The organism is Streptomyces sp. NPDC026301, assembly GCF_055567935.1.
The window spans coordinates 51,763-71,925 of record NZ_JBVHPN010000025.1; the positions used below are offsets into that span (position 1 = coordinate 51,763).

The window sequence follows — 20,163 nt, forward strand, 5'->3', positions numbered from 1 at the left end:
GTCGACAGGCGGGCTGCGCCGCACCATGGGCCTGTGGCAGCTGGTCGCGCTGAGCCTGGGCGGCCTGGTCGGCGCGGGCGTCTTCTCGCTGGCCGGCGTGGTCGCGCACGAGGACGCCGGGCCCGGCGTGATGCTCTCCTTCCTCATCGCGATCATCGCCAGCAGCGCGGCGGCGCTCTGCTACGCCGAGTTCGCGGGCACGATCCCGAAGGCGGGCTCCGCGTACACCTACTCCTATGCGGCGCTCGGCGAGGTCGTCGGCTGGGCCATCGGCTGGGACCTGCTGCTGGAGTACACCGCGATCGTCGCCGTGGTGGCCATCGCCGTCTCCGGTTACTTCTCGTACGTGCTGCACGGCATCGGCATCGACCTGCCGGCCTGGATGCTCGGCGCGCCCGGCACCGGCTCGGGACACCGCGTCGACCTGCTCGCCGCGCTGCTCTGCCTGCTGCTCGCCTTCGTGCTCTCGCGCGGCACGAAGGAGTCGGCCCGCTTCGAGACGGTCCTCGTCGTGATCAAGCTGGGCATCGTGGCGCTGGTGGTGGTCGCCGGCGCCTTCCACATCTCGGCGGGCAACTACAGCCCGTTCCTGCCGTACGGCCTGGGCGGCGCGTTCACCGGCGCCGCGACCACCTTCTTCGCGGTGTACGGATACGACGCGATGAGCGCGGCCGCCGAGGAGAGCGCCGAGGCGAAGAAGGTGCTGCCGAAGGCCATCGTGATCTCGCTGGGCATCGCGGCCGTGATCTACCTGCTGGTGTGCGTGGTGCTGCTCGGTATGCAGGACTACCGCCACATCGACGTGCACAGCCCGTTCTCCAGTGCGCTGGCCTCCGTCGGCCTCGGCGGGCTCGGCATGGTGGTCGCCGTCGGTGCCATCATCGGCATCACCACCTCGGCCTTCGCCAACATGCTGGCCGTCTCCCGGGTCTGGTACTCGATGAGCCGGGACGGCCTGCTGCCGCGGTACTTCGCCCGCAACCACCCGAAGCGGCAGGTGCCGACCCGGGTGATCTGGCCGGTCGGCGTCGGCTCGGCGCTGATCGCCGGGTTCCTGCCGATCCGGGAGGCGGCCGACCTCACCAACATCGGCATCCTGATGGCGTTCATCGTCGTCGCGGTGGCGGTCGTGGTCATGCGCCGCACCCGCCCCGACCTGCCGCGCGCCTTCCGTACGCCGCTGGTGCCGCTCGTACCGGCCATCGGCGTGGCCTTCTCGGTCTGGCTGATCGCCAACCTCGACCCGGTGACATGGCTGCGCTTCGCGGCCTGGATGGTGATCGGACTGATCGTCTACGCGCTGTACGGCTACCGCAACTCGCAGGAGAACCCGGGCCGTACGGAAGGCCCGGAGCGGCCCGTGGAAACGGTCAAGGCCCCTTCCTGATCAGCTCGTCCGCCGGGTCGTTCACCGGCTGCGGGGTGCCCGTGAGGTCCATGACGAAGAGCGGGACGTGCAGCGCGTCGGCTCGGGTCCGGGCGTCGTGCGCGTAACCGGCCAGCGAGAAGAACACCGCGAGCGCGGAGTCGTTGAGGCCGTTCAGCCAGACCGTCTCGATCTCCCGCAGCCGGGTCGGGCGGGTGGTCGGATCGACCTGCGCCACCAGCCCGCGCCCCCGCACGTCCACCCCCGTCGAGCTGCGCTCGGGGGCCCGTACGACCTCGGTGAAGCCCAGCCACTTCAGGTACTGGACGGCCGCGGTGACGCAGTCACGTGCCGTACGGATCGTCACCGGGCGGAAGGCCGGGCGCAGCGTGGCCGGGCGCGCGGGGGAGTGGTGGCGGTGTCCCGCCCGCCCGAGCGGGGCGGTCTCCGGTGCCGGCGGCCCAGGGGCCGGTATCACCGGCACCCGGACGACCGTGCCGCAGGCGCACGCCGACTCCGGCGCCGGCCACTCGTCCAGCCGCCCGCAGGACTCGCAGCGCACCTCGACCCAGGAGCTCTGCCAGGTACGGTGCTGGATCTCGACGGGCACCCCGCCGCGCAGCACGGGCATCGTCAGTGGCGCCCCGCACGCGCACGGAAAGGTGGGCGGCGTGAAGGCGTTCTCGCGGCGGCACGTAGGGCAGCGCACCGGCACGCTGTCGGCCATGTTCGGCTCCTGGCGGGTCGTTCGGCTCATCGCCGTCCATGGTCCCCCGGAATGCGCCGTTCCTGGGGCGAATCGCGAGGAGAGACGCGCACAGGGCCCGGCGCGTCCGTGACCGTACGGACGAGCCGGGCCCTGCGGGTGGTTCCCGCCCGGTGGCACGGGTTACAGGCGCGACAGGACACGCGCCACCGGACGGAGTCTGGAGAGGGATGGGGCGAGGCATGGGATGAGGCATGGGGCGAAGAAGGTGTGCTCCGCGGTGCGGAGGAGAGGAACGCGCCCTTCCCTATGAGACGCGTCCGTACCACCGCACTGGTTTCTCCGCTGCACCGCGGAGCCCACCGTCGGCCGGCGGCCGAAGCCGCCGGCCGGTCCGTACCGCCCGGCCACCCCTCAACGGGCCGGACGGTACGGACGCGCAAGGGTGCTGACCTCCCGTCAGTCCTCACGCAGCTTTTTCCAGGACCGGGACTCAGTCCTCGCGCAGCTCGCGGACCTTGGCCTCGACGCGCTTGCCGTAGTCCTGGTCGGCCGCGTGGAAGTGCGCGAGCGCCTTCTCGATGACGTCGTCGCGGGAGACCTGCGAGAGGCCGCCGGCGATGTTCGCCACCAGGCGCTTCTTCTCGTCCTCGGACATCAGCCGGTAGAGCTCGCCGGCCTGGAAGAAGTCGTCGTCCTTGGTGTGCTGCGGGGCCTCGTGGGTGCCCGTGTGGCCGGCGAGGGCGAACGGGGCGGACAGCGCCTCGTTCGTCTGGACCGGGCCGTCGTAGCTGTTGGGCTCGTAGTTCTTCGCGTGCCGGCCCTGGGAGTTGGCGGCCATCAGGCCGTCCCGGCCGTAGTTGTTCGCCACGGTCGCCTTGGGGGCGTTGACCGGCAGCTGGGTGTGGTTGATGCCCAGGCGGTAGCGCTGCGCGTCGGCGTAGGCGAAGAGCCGGCCCTGCAGCATCTTGTCGGGGGACGGGCCGATGCCGGGCACGAAGTTGTTCGGCGAGAACGCGGACTGCTCGACCTCGGCGAAGACGTTGTCCGGGTTGCGGTCCAGGACCATCCGGCCCACGCGCTGCAGCGGGTAGTCCTTGTGCGGCCACACCTTGGTCAGGTCGAACGGGTTGAAGCGGTAGTCCGCCGCCTCGGCCGCCGGCATGACCTGCACGTACAGCGTCCAGGACGGGTACACGCCGCGCTCGATGGACTGCAGCAGGTCGGTCTGGTGCGAGTTGGGGTCCGTGCCCGACAGCTCGGCGCCCTGCTCGGAGTCCAGGCAGCGGATGCCCTGGTTGGTCTTGAAGTGGTACTTGACGAAGAACTGCTCGCCCTTGGCGTTGGTCCACTGGTACGTGTGCGAACCGAAGCCGTTCATGTGGCGGTAGGACGCCGGAATGCCGCGGTCGCCCATCAGCCAGGTGATCTGGTGGGTCGCCTCGGGGGAGTGCGCCCAGAAGTCCCAGACGTTGTCCGGCTCCTGCTTGCCCGTGAAGGGGTCGCGCTTCTGCGAGTGGATGAAGTCGGGGAACTTCAGCGGGTCCTTGATGAAGAACACCGGAGTGTTGTTGCCGACGAGGTCGTAATTGCCCTCTTCGGTGTAGAACTTGACCGCGAAGCCGCGCGGGTCACGCGCCGCGTCCGGGCCACCGAGGTTGTCGGCGACGGTCGAGAAGCGGATGAACAGCTCGGTCCGCTTGCCGACGGTGTTCAGGAAGTCCGCGCGGGTGAAGCCGGTGACGTCGTCGGTCACCTCGAAGTAGCCGTACGCGCCGGAACCGCGGGCGTGCACCACACGCTCCGGGATGCGCTCCCGGTTGAAGCGGGCGAGCTTCTCGATCAGGTGCTGGTCCTGCAGGACGATCGGGCCACCGATGCCGGCGGTGGCGGAGTTCTGGTTGTCGGCGACGGGGGCGCCCGACTCCGTGGTGAGTGTGCGCGCCGTCAGCGAGGGCTTCGTCATGGTGACCTTCCGTACGAAGAGCGCGGAAGCCGACTTCCGCATGTTGGAGCGTATGGAGGGCTCCAACCAAACGTCAACAGTTTGTTGAAAACTTGCTCGTGTCCTTCACCGCCGCACGTGGCGGCCGGAAAAGGGTCCCGGCGGCGGCACCTGGGCGCGACAGGACAGGTGTCGGCGCCGCCGCCGGAAGTCTGTGTGTGCTTGTTACTCGTCGGGCCTGGCCAGCACGTCGACCAGGACCGGGCGCCGCGTGGAGACGGCCTCCTTGCGGGCCCACTCCAGGGCCGACCGCAGCCCGTCCCGGGCCGTGACCCGGCGCCCCGAGCATCCGTACGCCTCGGCCAGCCGCACGGCGTCCGGGCCGCGCTCGTCCCGGCCGAGCAGCAGCTGCACGTACGGCACCGAGCACTCCGCCGCGGCCGTCAACTCCTCGGCCAGTGGCGGCAGTCCGGGCCCCGTGCCGATGCCGACCAGCGTGGCGTCCGGCGCCGCCGCGGCCAGCGCGAGCCGTGCGCCGAGCGCCGCGGGGACCGCCCAGCCCGGTGGCCCGCCGCGGCCGCCGAGCAGCAGCCGCCGTGGCCTGCCGACCGGGAGCAGCGCGCCGCCCCACTCCCCGTACACCTCCTCCGTCAGGACGAAGCAGGTGTCCGGGTCGGTACCGAAGACCGCGTCGAGCTCCGCGTGGACCCGGCGGACCGGGACCGGGGCGCCGCCCGGGCCCGCCGCCCGGACCGCGGCTCCTGCGGGCCTGGCCCAGGTCCGGGGCCGCGCCGTGCTCTCCCGGGCGGCGTCGTGCAGCGCCTCCAGGAAGAGCTGTGCATCGGCGACGATCCCCAGGCCGGCCGTGCCGTACCCGCCGATCGCCGACGGCTCGGCGTCCACCTGGACCACCGTGCGTACCTCCGCGAGGAGGCCCGCGGCCCGCCCGGTGCCGATCGCGAGCACGCAGTCCGCCGCGTTCAGCGCCCGGTGCCCCTCCCCCGAAGGGCACCCGACGGTCCCCGCGTAGAGCTCGTGGCCCTCCCCGGCGCAGCCGCGGCCGCCGGGGGTGTCGGCGAACGGCACCCGCAGCCGGCCGGCCAGCGCGCGCAGCGCGGCACCGGCGTCCGCCGCGGTCACTCCGCCGCCCGCCAGCAGCAGCGGCCGGCGCGCGGCCAGCAGCAGCTCCAGCGCGGCGGCGACCTGCGACGGATGCGGTGTACCGCTCCGTGTCGGCAGTGGCGCGTCGACCGCCGGATCGTATGCGATCTCCGCGTCCGCCGCGTCGGCGGGCAGCTCCACCAGCACCGGTCCCGGCCGGCCCTCGCGGGCCGTACGGAACGCCTCGCGCAGCGCCCACGGCAGGCGGGCGGCCGAGGCGGCCGGTAAGACCTGCTTGGTCACCGCCCGCACCGGTTCCCCGGCGCCGGGCCCCGCGGCGAGGCAGACCAGCGGTACGCCGTCGGCGCGGGCGGCGTGCAGCCCGGGCACCAGCCCGGGCCCCGACGCCGCGCCCGCGACGACCACCCCGGTACGCCCGCTCGCGCGGGCCCAGCCGTCGGCCATGTGGGCGGCGGACTGCGCGTGGCGTGCGGTCAGGAGAGCGGTGCCGCCGGCCGCGAGCGCCGCGTACAGCGGGCGGCCGGGCGCGTCCGGGCAGCCGAAGGCGGCGTCGCCGCCCTCGTCCCGGGCGATCCTGGCGGCCGCCGCTGCGGCGGACATCCTCGGCATCGGTCGCTCCCCCCTGGCCCGTACGTCAGTCGTCCGGTATCAGTGCCGGCCGGCGGCGCGCAGCGGCGCGGGCAGCCACTCGAAGGCGCCCGCGCTGGGGCGGTCGCCGGGCTTGTACTCCAGGCCCACCCAGCCCTCGTAACCGGCCTTCTTCAGGCGGTTGACCAGGTCGGTGAAGTCCAGGTCGCCGGTGCCGGGCGCGCCGCGTCCGGGGTTGTCGGCGATCTGCACGTGCCCGGTCTTGTCCGTGTACGAGTCGATGACCTCGTTGAGGTCCTCGCCGTTCATGGCCAGGTGGTACAGGTCCATCAGGAACTTGGCGTTGCCGAGGCCGGTCGCCGCGTTGACCTTGTCGACGATCTCGATGGCCTTGGGCGCGGAGACGATCGGGCAGAGCGGCGACTCTGGCGCGTTGAGCGCCTCGATCAGCAGCGTCGCGCCGATGGAGTCGGCGGCGCGGGCAGCCAGGGTGAGGTTGGCGAGGGCCACCTCGTCCTGGAGGGCCGGGTCGACGCCCTCGATGCGGTTGCCGTACAGCGCGTTGAGCGCCTTGCAGCCCATGGTGCGGGCGAACTCCACCGCGACCGGTACGTTGGCGCGGAACTTCTCGGACTCCTCACCGGGCAGCGAGAGGGCGCCGCGGTCGGGGCCCGGCAGCTGTCCGGCGTAGAAGTTCAGGCCGACCAGCTGGGTGCCGGCGTCGTTCAGCGCGTCCCGCAGCGCGTCCAGCTCGGACTGCTCGGGCACCGGCGCGTCGACCCACGGCCACCACAGCTCGACCGCGGTGAAGCCGGCGGCGGCCGCGGCGGCGGGGCGCTCCAGCAGCGGGAGCTCGGTGAAGAGGATCGACAGGTTGACGTCGAAGCGCGTGTCGGTGAAGCCCATGCGGGGTAAGCGCCTTCCGTATTACGAAACTTATTTTCTGCGTATTGGAAGAGTGCCCGCGGGGAAGGAGAGCTGTCAAGAGGTCCCGTGCGGCCGATTGTGGTGGCCGGCCCGAGGTCGGCAGTAGGTTGACGGTGTGCGATTGAGAGTGGAGTTCACGACGGAACCGTTCGATCTGGACGAGGCGCCGGACCATGCGGTGGTGGCCCGCGATGTCGTCACGGGCGCCGAGCTGGACGCGGTCGACGTCGGCCCGTTCGGCAACACCGCCGAGGGGGACGCGGAGCGGGTGCTCACCGCGGTGGACGCGCTGCTGCGGCAGTCCCTGGCGGCCGGCGCCACCCGCGTCTCGCTCCAGGTCAACGTGGTACCGGACGGCCGGGGCGGCCAGGACGGCAAGGAGGCCGAGCGGTGACCGAGCCTGCCGACCACCCGTTCGTCCAGGCGGTGAAGCCGCTGGTGGACGCGATGGGCGGGGAGATGGTCGCGCCGGAGCTGGCGCAGGGTGACGACGTCGTGCTGGCCTGGGAGGGCGAGGACCGGGTGGCCGTACGGCTGCCCCACCTCTCCGACTCCCTGGACCACCTGCTGGCGGACCTGGAGCGCCGGCACGGCTGCCCGCTCGCCGAGCTCGACCGCAAGACCAAACAGTCGGTCGTGCGCATCCTGGAGACCCGCGGCGCCTTCTCCGTACGGCACGGCGTGGAGACGGTCGCGAGCGCGCTCGGCGTCAGTAGGTTCACGGTCTACAACTACCTGAACAGGGAGAACGGCGCGAAGAGCCAGGCCTGACAGGCTCCCGTCACTTACCTCGCGGCAAACCGCCACAAGCCGTCGTTCCGGGTTTCCGGAACGGCGGCTTTCGTGTTGCCGAGTTTTCAACAAAGTGTTGACGTGGTGTTGTCGGGAGACTTAGCTATGCCCAGCCCGTCCAACGCACAGCACGACGCAGCCACGGAGGCTTCCCGTGTCTTCGAGTACGACTCCGGGGCTCACCCGGTTCAATGCCGCCGACGTCAGCGAGGCCCAGGCCGCGCTGCACGAGGTGTGTGCCAGCGCGGCGTGGGGGAGCAAGATCCTCGCGCAGCGTCCGTACGCCGACACCGAGGCCCTCTTCGCCGCCAGTGACGCCGCCATGGCCGAACTGACCGCGGACGACCTGGCCGAGGCGATGGCGGGGCACCCGCCGATCGGCCGCCCCAAGCCGGGCGACCCCACTTCCTCCCGCGAGCAGCGCGGGATGGCGGGGGCCTCCGACGAACTCAAGGCCGAAATGCTCGAACTGAACCTGGCCTACCAGGAGCGCTTCGGGCACGTCTTCCTCATCTGCGCCACCGGCCTGACCGCCGAGCAGATGAGGGACGCGGTCCGTAACCGGATCGACAACGCGCCGGAACACGAACGAGAGATCGTGCGTGGAGAGCTCGTCAAGATCAACCGCATCCGCCTGACCCGCCTCGTAGAAGGAGACGCAGCATGAGCAGCGACACGGCTGCCGATCACACGTCGGTGTCCACGCACATCCTGGACACCAGCGTCGGCCGCCCCGCAGAGGGCGTGGCCCTCACGCTCTCGGTGCGCTCCGGCAGCGACGGGGCCTGGGCCGCGCACGGCGTGTCCAAGACCGACGCGGACGGGCGCTGCAAGGATCTGCCGGCCCTGCCGGAAGGCACCACCCACGTACGGCTCGACTTCGAGACCGAGTCGTACTTCCTGAGCAACAAGAACAAGCAAGCCGAGGCGCAGCAGGACGCCCCCGCGAATCGGGACAGCGGTGCGACCGGAGCGTTCTTCCCGGAGGTGGCGATCACGTTCGCCGTCGAGCCGGGCGAGCACTACCACGTACCGCTGCTGCTCAACCCGTTCGGCTACTCCGTTTACCGAGGGAGCTAGCAGACATGCCCACCATTCTGGGACAGAACCAGTACGGCAAGGCTGAGAACCGGGTCGTAAAGATCACGCGGGACGGCGACACCCATCACATCAAGGACCTCAACGTCTCCGTCGCCCTCTCCGGCGACCTGGAGGAGGTCCACCTCTCCGGCTCCAACGCCAACTGCCTGCCCACCGACACGACCAAGAACACCGTGTACGCCTTCGCGAAGGAGTACGGGATCGAGTCGGCCGAGCAGTTCGGCATCCACCTGGCCCGCCACTTCGTGACCAGCCAGGAGCCGATCAAGAAGGCCCGGATCCGCATCGAGGAGTACGCCTGGGAGCGGATCGAGACCTCCGACGCCAACTCCAAGTTCATCGGCTCCGACGAGGTCAAGCACTCCTTCGTCCGCCAGGGCCAGGAGACCCGCGTCACCCAGATCACCTACGACGGTGAGAACTGGCAGGTCATATCCGGCCTGAAGGACCTGGTCGTGATGAACTCCACCAACTCGGAGTTCTGGGGCTACATCAAGGACAAGTACACGACCCTGAAGGAGGCGTACGACCGCATCCTCGCCACCCAGGTGTCCGGCCGCTGGCGGTTCAACTGGACCGACGACGAGCAGCGGATGCCCAACTGGGAGCGGTCCTACGAGCAGGTCAAGAAGCACATGCTGCACGCCTTCGCGGAGACCTACAGCCTCTCGCTGCAGCAGACCCTGTACCAAATGGGCTCGCGCATCATCAACAACCGCGCCGAGATCGACGAGGTGCGCTTCTCGCTGCCCAACAAGCACCACTTCCTGGTGGACCTCGAGCCGTTCGGCCTGAAGAACGACAACGAGGTCTACTACGCGGCCGACCGCCCGTACGGCCTGATCGAAGCCACCATCCTGCGTGACGGTGTCGAAGCCGAGATCCCGATGGATCTGACGAACCTCTGACGGCTCTCCCACGCCGCGACGTGCCTCGCCTCCCCCTCCCTGACTCCGCACAGCGGGAGGGGGCCGCGAATCCTGAGGGGAACGACCCATGGCACAGCAATCGCACGTTGAGCACCACCCCGTAACCGACGTCCACCCCGTGGACGAGAAGCTGGGGCCCAAGCGGCTCGTCCCCGCCGCCCTTCAGCACATCGCCGCCATGTACGCCGGCGTGGTCACCCCTCCGCTCATCATCGGCCAGGCCGCCGGCCTGGATTCGGCCGGCCAGACCCGGCTGATCGCCGCGAGCCTCCTCATCGCCGGGCTCGCCACCCTCCTGCAGACCCTGGGCGTACGGAAGTTCGCCGGGAACCGGCTGCCGTTCGTGAACGCCGCCTCCTCGGCCGGCATCACGCCCATGCTCGCCATCGCCGAGACCACCGCCAAAGGGCACCAACTGCCCGCGATCTACGGCGCGGTCATGGTCGCCGGCGTCTTCTGCCTCGCCGTCGGCCCCTTCTTCGGCAAGCTGCTGAAGTTCTTCCCGCCGCTGGTCACCGGCGTGGTGATCACCCTCATCGGGGTGACGCTGATGCCCGTACCGGTCGGCTGGGCCCAGGGCGGCGACGCCAAGGCGCCCGACTACGGCGACATGAAGTACCTCGCGCTGGCCGGCTTCACGCTCGTGGTCATCCTGCTCATCCAGCGGTTCACCCGGGGCTTCATCAAGCAGATCGCCCTCCTGCTCGGCCTGGTCATCGGCACCCTCGCCGCGATCCCGTTCGGCCTGGCGGACTTCTCCTCGATCCGCGAGGCGCCCATCGCCGCGCTGCCCACGCCCTTCGCCTTCGGGCCGCCCGAGTTCCAGCCCGCCGCGATCCTCTCGCTGTGCATCGTCATGCTCGTCCTGATGACCGAGTCCTCGGCCGGGATGCTGGCGCTCGGCGAGATCTGCGACCGCGAGTGCACCAGCCGGACCATCACCCGCGGCCTGCGCACGGACGGCATCGCCACCCTCATCGGGCCGATCTTCGGCGGCTTTCCGACCAGCGCCTTCGCGCAGAACGTCGGCGTCGTCTCGCTCACGAAGGTACGCAGCCGCTACGTCGTCGCGGTGGCGGGCGGCGCGCTGATCGTCCTCGGCGCCTTCCCCGTTCTGGGCGCGGTCGTCAACCTCGTGCCCATGCCCGTCCTCGGCGGCGCCGGCATCGTCCTCTTCGGCTCCATCGCCGTCAGCGGCATCCGGACGCTCTCCGAAGCGGGCCTGGACGACAGCTCCAACATCATCCTCGTGGCCGTCTCGCTCGGTGCCGGGATCATCCCGCTCGCCGCGCCCACCTTCTACGCGGACTTCCCCGCCTGGGCACAGACCGTCCTCGGCTCCGGCATCAGCGCCGGCGCGCTGGTCGCGGTCCTGCTCAATCTGTTCTTCCACCATCTCGGCACCCGGAGCGCCCCATCGGCGGCAGTCCTGTCAGCTGCTTCGTCCGGCTCCGGTACTCAAATTCCCTAGGGTCCTGCCGTGCCCAGTCAGCGAGAGAGTGAAGGAAGACCCCATGGCAGCACCGGCAACCCCTGACAGCGCGGTCGCGCGCATCCTCATCGAGAACTGCGCGATCGCGACCGTCGACGGCAACGACACGGAGTACGCCTCCGGCCATGTCGTCGTCGCCGGCAACCGGATCGAGTCGGTGGGCGCGGGGGCCGCGCCCGAGGGCCTGGACGGTGTCGTACGCCGCATCGACGGCACCGGCCACCTGCTCACCCCCGGCCTGGTCAACACGCACCACCACTTCTACCAGTGGATCACCCGCGGCCTCGCGACCGACCACAACCTCTTCAACTGGCTGGTCGCGCTCTACCCCACCTGGGCGCGCATCGACGAGCCGATGGCGGCGGCGGCCGCGCAGGGCTCGCTGGCGATGATGGCCCGCGGCGGCGTCACCACCGCCATGGACCACCACTACGTCTTCCCGCGCGGCGCCGGCGACCTCTCGGGCGCCATCATCAAGGCCGCGTCCGACATGGGCGTACGCTTCACGCTCGCCCGCGGCTCGATGGACCGCGGCGAGTCGCACGGCGGGCTGCCGCCGGACTTCGCCGTGGAGTCCCTGGAGGGCGCGCTCGCCGCGACCGAGGAGACCATCGACCGGCACCACGACGCCTCCTTCGACGCGATGACACAGATCGCCGTCGCGCCGTGCTCGCCGTTCTCGGTCACCACCGACCTCCTCAAGCAGGGCGCCGAGCTGGCCCGCCGCAAGGGCGTGCGGCTGCACACCCACGGCAGCGAGACCGTGGAGGAGGAGAAGTTCTGCCACGAGCTGTTCGGCATGGGGCCGACGGACTACTTCGAGTCCACCGGCTGGCTCGGTGAGGACGTGTGGATGGCGCACTGCGTCCACATGAACGACTCCGACATCGCCGCGTTCGCCCGTACCGGTACGGGTGTCGCGCACTGCCCGTCGTCCAACGCGCGCCTCGCGGCCGGCATCGCCCGGGTACCGGACATGCTCGCGGCCGGCGTCCCGGTCGGCCTCGGCGTGGACGGCACCGCCTCGAACGAGTCCGGCGAGCTGCACACCGAACTGCGCAACGCGCTCCTCATCAACCGCCTCGGCCCGCACCGCGAGGCCGCCCTGAATGCCCGTCAGGCGCTGCGCCTGGGCACGCACGGCGGCGCGCGGGTGCTCGGCCGGGCCGACCAGATCGGCTCTATCGAGGCCGGCAAGCTCGCCGATCTGGTGCTGTGGAAGCTGGACGGCCTCGGCCACTCCACCATCGCCGACCCGGTCACCGCGCTGGTCTTCGGCGCGGCGGCACCGGTGACCCTCTCGCTGGTCAACGGCAAGCCGGTGGTCGAGGACAACCGCCTCACGACGGTCGACGAGGACACCATCGCGCGTACCGCGCGCGCCGAGTCCCAGCGGCTCGCCCGTATCGCCGCCGAGGGCTGATCCTCAGCGGCGCAGCACAGCACAGCCCGTACGGCACAGTCCGTACGGCACACCTGAAGACTCGGCCGGGGGGGACGGCCCCCGGCTGAGCTTGTGGACCCGAGCGGGGTCCACAAGCGCCGTGACCCGGGGACGCGGGTACGAACCCACGTCCCCGGGCCGGTCCCGCACCCGCTCTCCCGCGTCACCCGCGCACCCCCCCCACGCGCGCCATAAGCGCTACCCGCACCCGCACTCGCACCCGCACGGCATCACCTGGCAATCCCTCCGTGACAGGCTCGTGCCACCGGCCCGGTGGCACAGAAATCGAAGGAGGCCCGCAGTGGCCGCAACTCCCGGGCAGCACGTGGAGGGGGACCGGAAGCATCCGGTCGACGAGACCCTTCCGCCTTTCAAAATGTTCACCAGCGGCCTGCAGCACGTGGCCGCGATGTACGCGGGCGTGGTGGCCCCGCCGATGATCGTCGGGCCGGCCTGCGGGCTGAGCGCGACCGAGACGGCGTTCCTCATGGGTGCCAGCCTCTTCACCGCCGGCATCGCCACCCTGCTGCAGACCCTCGGCTTCTGGAAGGTCGGCGCCAAGCTGCCGTTCGTCAACGGCGTCTCGTTCGCGGGCGTCACCCCGATGGTCGCCATCGGCAAGGCCCAGAGCCCCGAGAACGCGCTGCCGATCATCTTCGGCGCGGTGATCGTCGCCGGCGTCCTCGGCTTCTTCCTCGCGCCGTACTTCTCCAAGCTGGTCCGCTTCTTCCCGCCGGTCGTCACCGGCACCGTGATCACCCTGATCGGCGTCTCGCTCCTCCCGGTGGCCTTCAACTGGTCCCAGGGCGGCAACGCGGCGGCCCCCGACTACGGTTCGCTGACCAATATCGGTATGGCAGCGCTGACGTTCGTCATCGTGCTGGTCCTGCGGCGCACCCTGCGCGGCTTCCTCCAGCAGATCTCGATCCTGCTCGGCCTGATCGCCGGCACGCTCATCGCGATACCGGTCGGCATCACCGACTTCGGTGTGATCACCAAGGCCGACGTGATCGGCTTCCCGACGCCGTTCCACTTCGGCGCCCCGCAGTTCGACGTCGCCGCGATCATCAGCATGTGCATCGTGATGCTGGTCTGCATGACGGAGTCGACCGCCGACATGCTGGCGCTCGGCAAGATCGTCGGCCGGCCCGCCGACGAGCGCACCATCGAGGGCGGCCTGCGCGCCGACACCCTCGGCACGGCGATCAGCCCGCTCTTCAACGGCTTCGCGAACAGCGCGTTCGCGCAGAACATCGGCCTGGTCGCGATGACCAAGGTACGCAGCCGCTTCGTCGTCGCCACCGGCGGCCTGATCCTGATCGTCCTCGGCCTCTGTCCGATCGCCGCGTCCGTCATCTCCCTCGTACCGCTGCCGGTACTGGGCGGCGCGGGCATCGTGCTCTTCGGCTCGGTCGCCGCCAGCGGCATCCAGACCCTGTCGACCGCGGCCCTGGAGAAGGGGGAGAACGCGCTGATCGTCGCGGCGGCCGTCGGCATCGGCCTGATACCGATCGCGGCGCCCGACTTCTACCACAATTTCCCCAAGGATCTGCTGGTCGTCCTGGACTCCGGCATCTCCACCGGCTGTCTGATCGCCATCGTCCTCAACCTGCTCTTCAACCATCTCCGGGCAAAGGACGGGAGTTCGGCGGAAGATACGAGTTCGGGAATTCCGCAGCAGCGGTCCGCGGAAGGGTCTTCCGCTGCCGGGGTGCACTGACGTAACGTCTCGGCAGCCCCTCGCTTTATGGAAGTTACTTTCCAGTCTCGATAGCCGGTCCTACCCCAGGGGTGGGGCCGGTTTTCGTACTGCAAGAGACGGAAGAAGCGCCACCCATGAGTACTGCCGAAGACCGCCCCGCCGAGGGCGTCCACCCCGTCGACGAGGTGCTGCCGGCGGGCCGCATGCTCGTCGCGAGCCTGCAGCACGTCGCCTCGATGTACGCCGGTGCCGTTTCCGTACCGCTCGTGGTCGCGGTCGCGGCGAAGATGTCCGCCGCCGACACCGCCGTCCTGATGGGCGGCAGCCTCCTGATGGCCGGCATCGCGACGCTTCTGCAGACGCTCGGCATCGGCAACTTCATCGGCTCGAAGCTGCCGTTCGTCAACGGCGTCTCCTTCGCGGGCGTCGGCGTGATGCTGACGATCCTCACCACTCAGGGCGGCGTGCGGGCGGGCATGCCCGTCGTCTTCGGAGCGATCATCGTCTCCAGCCTCTTCGGCTTCCTGGTGAGCTCCTACTTCTCCCGCCTGGTGCGCTTCTTCCCGCCGGTGGTCACCGGGTCGGTCATCCTGCTCATCGGCGTCTCACTCATCCCGGTCGCGTACGACTGGATCGTGGACGACTCGTCGACCGGCACCCCGCACCCGGAGAACATTGCCCTGGCCGCTGCCACCATCCTCGTGATGCTGCTGCTCCAGCGCTTCACCCGTGGCTTCCTGAAGCAGATCAGCATGCTCTTCGCGATGGTCTTCGGCACGCTGCTGGCGATCCCGATGGGCCTCGCCGACTTCTCCAAGCTCGACGACGCGGCGCTGTTCGGCATCCCGTCCCCGCTCCACTTCGGCGCCCCGCAGTTCTCCCTCCCCGCGATCATCTCCATGTGCGTGGTCATGCTCGTGATCCTCACCGAGTCGACCGCCGACATGATCGCCCTCGGCAAGATCGTCGGCAAGGACGTCGACGAGCAGACCATCGCCCGCGGCCTGCGCGCCGACAGCCTCGGCTCCGCGCTAAGCCCGCTCTTCAACGCCTTCCACGCCAGCGCCTTCGCGCAGAACATCGGTCTGGTCGTGATCTCCAAGGTGCGCAGCCGGTTCGTGGTCGCTCTGAGTGGCGGGCTGCTCGTCCTGATCGGCCTCAGCCCGGCCGCCGCGGCTCTGATCTCCGTCGTCCCGATGCCCGTACTGGCCGCCGTCAGCCTCTTCCTCTTCGGCTCCATCGCCGTCAGCGGCATCCAGACCCTGCTCCAGGCGGACCTGCACCGCGGTGACAATGCGCTGATCGTCGTCGTCACCCTCGGCGCGGGCCTGGCCCCCGCCCTCTCGGACGGCTTCTACGACGCCTTCCCCTCCTGGGCGCAGATCGTCCTCGGCTCCGGCATCTCCACCGGCTGCCTCCTGGCCGTCACCCTGAACCTGGTCTTCAACCACCTGGGCAAGCGCGCGGCCGCGGCGCCGGAGCCCTCCGAAGAGGCGCTCGCGGCGCACTGAGACACGTACGACTCAGGGACCCGGCCCGCTCGGCTCAGCCGATGTGGTACGGGTCCCCGTACACCTCCCAGTCCAACGGCGGATCCAGCGTCAGATTCCCCTTGTTGAGGAAGACGCGCTGCGCGGTGTCCACCCGACTGGTGTCACTGTGCGCCTCCTCCTGCTGCATGGCCCACACCCGCGCGTCCAGGAAGGCGCCGAGGTACTTCTTCTCGTCCCCGCCCTGCGCGGGCGTCTTCGCCTTGGCCATCGCCTTCTTCCGAATACTCCCAAAGCTCGTCGCGTCGCCCCCATCGCCATGCATCACGATGGCGTCGTAATACGCGAACTGCCCCAGCACGCCCACCCCGTCGGCCTTCCCCTGCTTCACCGCGGGATTGAAATACACCCGGTCCCGCTCATCGTTCTGCGCCTTCTGGAACGCGGAGTCCTTCGCGGCCTTCTTCCAGGCATCGGTGAAGCCGGGATCCAGCCCCTCATGCGAGTCGCTCCCATCCACCTCCCGCAACGCGGGCAGGTACTTGGCGAGCACATTCCCCGGCTTCCGCTGCGTGTAGAGCTCCACCAGCTCCAACATGTCATGCGTCCCGGAACAGAACCCGATGATCCCGCCGGTGTACCCGCGCCCATCACCTATGTCCTCGATGTACCCGTACTGCGCCTTCCAGTCCAGCGAGGAATTCTCCGCACTGGACACCAACTGCATGGCGATCTCCTTCTTCGCGGGGTCGTCGAGCCCGACGGCGGCCGGGGCGACGGCGACCGGGCGGGCAACGGCCGGGTGGGCGGCGGCCGGTCCGGCGACGGCCGGTCCGGCAATGGCCGTCGCCGGCACGGCGAGCAGGGCAAGTCCCAGAGCGACGCGAACGGCAGGCCTGCCGCACGCCATGGCTTTCGATCGGGTGCGCATGGTGGATCGCCTCCAGTCAGGAGAGTTCCGTGGGGGGTTCCCCAATCGTTAGGAAGCTTTCCTACCAGACGCGAGAGTTGACGTATACCCGTCAGGGAACGGGGAGTTGAGGGACGAGTGGCACGCGAACGCCCCCGCCGCGGAGTGCGGCGGGGGCGTTCGCGTGCGGGGTGTCAGCCCAGGAGTTCGTACGCCGGGAGGGTCAGGAAGGCGGCGTAGTCGGTGTCGAGGGAGACCTGGAGGAGGAGGTCGTGGGCCTGCTGCCACTTGCCGGTGGTGAAGGCGTCCTCGCCGACCTCCTTGCGGATGGCGGCCAGTTCCTCGGTGGCGATGCGGCGGACGAGGTCGGCGGTGACCTTCTCGCCCTCGTGGCCGGGCTCCTCGAAGACGACGCCCGCGTCGACCCACTGCCAGATCTGGGAGCGGGAGATCTCGGCGGTCGCCGCATCCTCCATCAGGCCGAAGATCGCGACGGCGCCGAGGCCGCGCAGCCACGCCTCGATGTAGCGGGTGCCGACCTGGACCGCGTCGACCAGGCCCTGGTAGGTGGGCTTGGCTTCGAGGGAGTCGATCGCGATGAGGTCCTCGGGCGCGACCGAGACGTCCTCGCGGAGGCGGTCCTTCTGGTTCGGCTTGTCGCCGAGGACCGCGTCGAAGGAGGCGCGGGCGATCGGGACCAGGTCGGGGTGGGCGACCCAGGAGCCGTCGAAGCCGTCGCCGGCCTCGCGGTCCTTGTCGTTCTTGACCTTGGCGAGCGCCTTCTCGTTGGCCTCGGGGTCCCGGCGGTTCGGGATGAAGGCCGCCATGCCGCCGATGGCGTGCGCACCGCGCTTGTGGCAGGTGCGGACGAGGAGTTCGGTGTACGCGCGCATGAACGGGGCCGTCATCGTGACCGCGTTGCGGTCCGGCAGGACGAACTTGGCGCCGCCGTCACGGAAGTTCTTCACGATCGAGAAGAGGTAGTCCCAGCGGCCGGCGTTCAGGCCGGAGGCGTGATCGCGGAGCTCGTAGAGGATCTCCTCCATCTCGTACGCCGCGGTGATCGTCTCGATGAGGACCGTGGCGCGGACGGTGCCCTGCGGCACGCCGACGTAGTCCTGCGCGAAGACGAAGATCTCGTTCCAGAGGCGGGCCTCCAGGTGCGACTCCGTCTTCGGGAGGTAGAAGTACGGGCCCTTGCCGAGGTCGAGCAGGCGCTTCGCGTTGTGGAAGAAGTACAGGCCGAAGTCGACCAGGGCGCCGGGGACGGGGGTGCCGTCGAGCTGGAGGTGGCGCTCGTCGAGGTGCCAGCCGCGCGGGCGCATCACGACGGTCGCGAGCTCCTCGGCGGGCTTGAGGGCGTACGACTTGCCGCTGCGCTCATCGGTGAAGTCGATCCGGCGCTCGTAGGCGTCGATCAGGTTGAGCTGGCCGAGGACGACGTTCTCCCAGGTGGGAGCGGAGGCGTCCTCGAAGTCGGCGAGCCAGACCTTGGCGCCCGAGTTGAGCGCGTTGATGGTCATCTTGCGGTCCGTGGGACCGGTGATCTCCACGCGGCGGTCGTTGAGGGCCGCGGGGGCCTCGGCGACCTTCCAGCTGTCGTCCGCGCGGATGTGCGCGGTCTCCGGCAGGAAGTCCAGGGTGCTGGTCCGGGCGATCTCCGCGCGGCGCTCGTCGCGGCGCTTCAGGAGCTCGTCGCGGCGGGGGGTGAACCGGCGGTGCAGCTCAGCCACAAAGGCCAGGGCCGCCTCGGTGAGGACCTCGCCCTGGCGCTCCAGGGGCTCGGCTTCGACGATGGCCAGCGGGGACGGCGCTGGTGCGGACATGGGCTGTCACTCCATTCAGCAGCGGTGCCTTGACGGCCGCCGGGGCGCCCTGGCGGCACTGGGTGCCGAGGGCTCCGAGATACGGTCGCGGGCGCCGTCTGGGGTTCAGGGCGCTTCTGACCAGTGGAGAGTAGTTTCCTTATGGCGGAAGTTCAATGGTTTGTTGACGTCGAGATTCTTTTGATCGACAGATGCCTTGATCGAATGGCGCTGAGTGCCATCGTGGTCACGCTCCATTACCGTTTTCCGGGCTCGGCCCGGCCTGGTGCCGGCTCCTCCCAGTGTCGGCGAGTCTCGGTAGGTCGGCCGGGGTGTCGATGTCGTACGGCTCGGCGATGTCCGCGCACTCGACGAGCGTGAGGGCGTCCGAGTGCGCCGCGAGATAGTCCCGCGCGCCCCGGTCGCCCGCCGCGCCTGCCGCGACCGCGGCCCAGCGTTCCGCGCCGAACAGGACCGGGTGCCCGCGCCGGCCCTCGTACACCGCCGCCGCCAGGTCCGCGCCCGCGTCGTACGCGGCCACCAGCCGGGCCACCGCCGCGGACCCGATGCCCGGCTGGTCGACGAGGGAGACCAGCACGGCGCCCGCGCCCGTGCCGACCAGCGAGGCGAGGCCCGCCCGCAGGGAGCTGCCCATGCCCTGCGCCCAGTCCGGGTTCTCGGTGACCGCGTACCCGGACAGCTCGGCCCGCGCGCGTACCGTGTCCGCCGCCGCGCCCAGCACGATGTGCACCGGGCCGCAGCCGCCCTCCCGCAGCACCCGCGCGGCGTTCTCGACCAGCGGCCGCCCGCGGAAGTCCAGCAGCGCCTTGGGGCGGCCGCCCAGCCGCCGCCCGCCGCCGGCCGCGAGCAGCAGACCGGCGACCGGGGCGCGGCGGCCCGGCGGGGGAGTGGGGTGCGAAGTCGTCGTCATCGGGGTGCTGGGGCGTGTCATGGGGCTTGCTTACCGCATCGCCGCCCGCCGCGGGGCGGCCGGCCGGGAGGCGCGTACGCCGTCAGGGCGCGCCCGGCGTACCACGGGCGTGCAGCGGAAGTCGAGCGACATCCGGAGCGCCGACGATTCTGCGTCAGATTTGCCGCCGGCCCCTCGCCGAACCGCGCCGGTCACGGTCCTGACACCCCCGGCCGCGGGGGCGCCGGACCCGGGCGGCGCCCCGGACGGGCCGGTGGGGCGTCCTGTGGCGGCGGGGGAGAGGTACAACTGAATTTCGCTCTCCGTATGGCGCGAATAGCGCACCGTGGCGTTAACTGATCCGCGGCTTCCCGATGGAGCGGGGCCGGGTGAGGGGGCGATGAGGTGCGGTGCGAACCAACGGCCGTGGAGGGTGCCGTCGTTGTGGAGCAGTGGCAGAGGCAACGGGCGAGGCAGGAGACCGGGGTCGGGGACGACCCGCGGGTCGAAGCGCTGCGCGTGGCCGTCGCCAGACTCCGCCGCGAACTGGCCGGGTACCCGGCGGAACTGCCCGACCGGGGCGTCGCCGAGGAGGAACTGGCCGCGCTGGACGCCATGGTGAGCGGCGGCACGCCGGAAGTGCCACGGCTGCGCCGCTCGCTGCTGCTGATCGCGGGAGCGGTGGGCTCGGTCAGCGCGCTGTCGCCGACGCTCACCGAGGTACGCAAGGTCATCGACCTCTTCGGAGACCCACCGCGCGGCTGAGCGAGGGCGAAAGAGCCCGGGAAACGTACGAGGCGGGGGGGGGGGGAAAAAAACCCCCCCCCCCCCCCCCCCCGGTTCGACAAGGTGTTCTCCCTTCCGCCCGGTTCCTCTTCTCCAGCGCCACCACAAGACCCCGGGCGAACCCCTGGAAGGCCGTGAAAACCTTTTC

18 protein-coding genes are annotated in these 20,163 nt (G+C 70.4%); 11 read left to right on the forward strand and 7 right to left on the reverse strand.

What is annotated here, in order from left to right; genetic code table 11:
* Nucleotides 1–25 precede the first annotated feature (25 nt).
* Nucleotides 26–1,387 (forward strand): amino acid permease, encoded by a 1,362-nt coding sequence (locus tag ACZ4MH_RS31375; protein ID WP_351599268.1) that lies wholly within the window; start codon nt 26–28, stop codon nt 1,385–1,387.
* Here ACZ4MH_RS31375 and ACZ4MH_RS31380 read toward each other — a convergent pair.
* From ACZ4MH_RS31380 to ACZ4MH_RS31395, 4 genes are all read right to left on the reverse strand, one after another.
* Nucleotides 1,371–2,093 (reverse strand): hypothetical protein, encoded by a 723-nt coding sequence (locus ACZ4MH_RS31380; protein WP_351599269.1) that lies wholly within the window; start codon nt 2,091–2,093, stop codon nt 1,371–1,373. The two genes, ACZ4MH_RS31375 and ACZ4MH_RS31380, sit on opposite strands and share 17 nt — an antisense overlap.
* 472 nt (nt 2,094–2,565) lie before the next feature.
* The gene (locus ACZ4MH_RS31385; protein ID WP_351599270.1) at nt 2,566–4,023 is read right to left on the reverse strand and encodes a catalase; all 1,458 of its coding nucleotides are present in this window, start codon (nt 4,021–4,023) and stop codon (nt 2,566–2,568) included.
* Between the two features lie 219 nt (nt 4,024–4,242).
* Entirely contained in the window at nt 4,243–5,748 is a 1,506-nt protein-coding gene (locus ACZ4MH_RS31390; RefSeq protein ID WP_351599254.1) for a thiamine pyrophosphate-binding protein, read from the reverse strand.
* Between the two features lie 39 nt (nt 5,749–5,787).
* Nucleotides 5,788–6,633, reverse strand: a complete 846-nt coding sequence (locus tag ACZ4MH_RS31395) for a TIM barrel protein (RefSeq protein ID WP_351599255.1) — start codon at nt 6,631–6,633, stop codon at nt 5,788–5,790.
* 136 nt (nt 6,634–6,769) lie between these two features.
* Between ACZ4MH_RS31395 and ACZ4MH_RS31400 the strand changes: the two genes are divergently transcribed.
* The 9 genes from ACZ4MH_RS31400 (at nt 6,770) to ACZ4MH_RS31440 (ending at nt 15,625) form a co-directional block, all read left to right on the forward strand.
* Complete coding sequence (locus tag ACZ4MH_RS31400) at nt 6,770–7,048, forward strand: YkoF family thiamine-binding protein (protein WP_351599256.1); 279 nt, start codon at nt 6,770–6,772, stop codon at nt 7,046–7,048.
* Nucleotides 7,045–7,425: a helix-turn-helix domain-containing protein gene (locus ACZ4MH_RS31405; RefSeq protein ID WP_351599257.1), complete on the forward strand. Its 381-nt coding sequence runs from the start codon at nt 7,045–7,047 to the stop codon at nt 7,423–7,425. The genes ACZ4MH_RS31400 and ACZ4MH_RS31405 overlap by 4 nt, the downstream gene beginning before the upstream one ends.
* Nucleotides 7,426–7,600: 175 nt before the next feature.
* Nucleotides 7,601–8,113: a 2-oxo-4-hydroxy-4-carboxy-5-ureidoimidazoline decarboxylase gene (gene uraD / locus ACZ4MH_RS31410; protein ID WP_351599258.1), complete on the forward strand. Its 513-nt coding sequence runs from the start codon at nt 7,601–7,603 to the stop codon at nt 8,111–8,113.
* Nucleotides 8,110–8,526, forward strand: coding sequence for a hydroxyisourate hydrolase (gene uraH, locus ACZ4MH_RS31415; RefSeq protein WP_351599259.1), 417 nt, complete (start codon nt 8,110–8,112; stop codon nt 8,524–8,526). Before uraD ends, uraH begins: the two co-directional genes overlap by 4 nt.
* 5 nt (nt 8,527–8,531) lie before the next feature.
* Nucleotides 8,532–9,455, forward strand: coding sequence for a factor-independent urate hydroxylase (pucL, locus tag ACZ4MH_RS31420; RefSeq protein ID WP_351599260.1), 924 nt, complete (start codon nt 8,532–8,534; stop codon nt 9,453–9,455).
* A gap of 88 nt (nt 9,456–9,543) precedes the next feature.
* A complete protein-coding gene (locus tag ACZ4MH_RS31425; RefSeq protein WP_351599261.1) occupies nt 9,544–10,947 on the forward strand; it encodes a nucleobase:cation symporter-2 family protein in 1,404 nt (467 codons plus the stop codon).
* 43 nt (nt 10,948–10,990) lie between these two features.
* Complete coding sequence (locus tag ACZ4MH_RS31430) at nt 10,991–12,391, forward strand: 8-oxoguanine deaminase (RefSeq protein ID WP_351599262.1); 1,401 nt, start codon at nt 10,991–10,993, stop codon at nt 12,389–12,391.
* A gap of 322 nt (nt 12,392–12,713) precedes the next feature.
* Nucleotides 12,714–14,132, forward strand: coding sequence for a nucleobase:cation symporter-2 family protein (locus ACZ4MH_RS31435; protein ID WP_351599263.1), 1,419 nt, complete (start codon nt 12,714–12,716; stop codon nt 14,130–14,132).
* 116 nt (nt 14,133–14,248) lie between these two features.
* A complete protein-coding gene (locus ACZ4MH_RS31440; RefSeq protein WP_351599264.1) occupies nt 14,249–15,625 on the forward strand; it encodes a nucleobase:cation symporter-2 family protein in 1,377 nt (458 codons plus the stop codon).
* A gap of 34 nt (nt 15,626–15,659) precedes the next feature.
* Here ACZ4MH_RS31440 and ACZ4MH_RS31445 read toward each other — a convergent pair whose 3' ends face one another.
* From ACZ4MH_RS31445 to ACZ4MH_RS31455, 3 genes are all read right to left on the reverse strand, one after another.
* On the reverse strand, nt 15,660–16,535 hold the full coding sequence (locus ACZ4MH_RS31445; protein ID WP_351599265.1) for a chitosanase: 876 nt from the start codon (nt 16,533–16,535) through the stop codon (nt 15,660–15,662).
* A 173-nt stretch (nt 16,536–16,708) separates the two neighbouring features.
* Entirely contained in the window at nt 16,709–18,340 is a 1,632-nt protein-coding gene (aceB, locus tag ACZ4MH_RS31450) for a malate synthase A (protein ID WP_351599266.1), read from the reverse strand.
* Nucleotides 18,341–18,566: 226 nt separating this feature from the next.
* Entirely contained in the window at nt 18,567–19,250 is a 684-nt protein-coding gene (locus ACZ4MH_RS31455) for a nucleotidyltransferase family protein (protein ID WP_467754810.1), read from the reverse strand.
* A gap of 423 nt (nt 19,251–19,673) precedes the next feature.
* Between ACZ4MH_RS31455 and ACZ4MH_RS31460 the strand changes: the two genes are divergently transcribed.
* Entirely contained in the window at nt 19,674–19,994 is a 321-nt protein-coding gene (locus ACZ4MH_RS31460; protein WP_351599232.1) for a DUF5955 family protein, read from the forward strand.
* Nucleotides 19,995–20,163: the final 169 nt, after the last annotated feature.